The organism is Streptomyces graminilatus, from assembly GCF_001418565.1.
GTDB classification, from domain to species: domain Bacteria; phylum Actinomycetota; class Actinomycetes; order Streptomycetales; family Streptomycetaceae; genus Streptomyces; species Streptomyces graminilatus.
The window spans coordinates 1-1,170 of sequence record NZ_LIQQ01000702.1 but is presented as its reverse complement, the minus strand read 5'-3'; the positions used below and the strand labels follow the sequence as shown (position 1 = coordinate 1,170).

The 1,170-nt window shown below is 68.3% G+C and carries 1 protein-coding gene; it reads right to left on the bottom strand.

The window, feature by feature from the left end:
* Nucleotides 1-838 (bottom strand): IS30 family transposase (locus tag AOK08_RS40190; RefSeq protein WP_157877010.1); only part of this gene is annotated, 838 nt, incomplete at its 3' end.
* Nucleotides 839-1,170 lie beyond the last annotated feature (332 nt).

The following is a 1,170-nucleotide window of genomic DNA, read 5'->3' as shown; positions in this document are numbered from 1 at the left end:
AACTTCGTGTCGCACGGTCGCCTTCCCAGTGGCCCGGGACGGCGCGGTCGGCCGCTTCGGCGGGCCGTTCACTGATCATGACCATGTTCTTGACCGGCCGGCTGATCCGCCGGTCGGCGTGGCGACGCGGGCGTCTCATGGCCCTGCCGGTCCGAAGGGCACGGGTCAGTTCCCGGCGGAGTTCTCCACGGCCCTGGACGTAGAGGGCCTGGTAGATCGTCTCGTGGACCACGTACATCTCCGGGCGGTCGGGGAAGCGGGTCCGCAGAGCCTGGCAGATCTGTTCCGGGCTCCACCGCATCGTCAGGTGGTCCTGGATGAAGTCCCGCAGCTCGGAGCACTGGCCGATCTTGCCGACCTTGGGCCGGCCGCGACGCCGTTCGGCACGGCGGTGGGCGCGAAAGGGCTGGTAGGCGAAGCCGCCCTTGGGCATGGGGCGCCGGTTGCGGCGTATCTCCCGGCTGACGGTCGACGGGCTGCGGCCCAGCTCGGCGGCGATCTGCCGGACGGACGCCTTCTCCCGCACCCGGTCCGCGATGAGAATGCGTTCCTCCTCGCGGAGGTACCGCGACGCGCGAGAAGCCGGTTCCCTCTGGTCGACCGCCTCCCCGGGCAGCAGCCCGGGGACCGGATAGATCGAAGGGACCGGCTTCTTCCCCTTGCCCGGCGAGTGGTGGCCGTTGCGCCACTTCTTGCCGGTCCGCAGGTTGATGCCGACGATGCGGGCCGCTTCCCGGGTGCTGTAACCCTGCTCCATGAGCTGGAAGTATGCGGCCCGCTCGGCGACCAACCTGCGGGGCCCCTGAGGCTTGCGCTCATCCCGAATCTCGAAGTCCATCGCATCCCCTGAGCTGGGGTGTTGCGACGACCACTAGAACGGAAGTTGTGGTGGGGGCCTTGGCTGTCTCTCCGCCTAGCTCGCGGGGCTTGGTCTGTCCGCGACCTCTTCGTCCCGAACGCGATCGGGGCCCTCCGTGACCTTGCGTCGTCGGTCCTGACATGCTCGTTCGGCTCCGGCACAGTCCATTACTGTCTGCGGCTGTCTTCGTGAGGCTGCCGTGTTTGGCCCCCCGTTTGGCCCCTGGATCGTCGGTCGCACAGGGGCGTCTTGGCTGGTCAACTTCAGATCTCGGGGTAGCGGCCGCCTAACCTCGCGCTTTCATGAAGCGG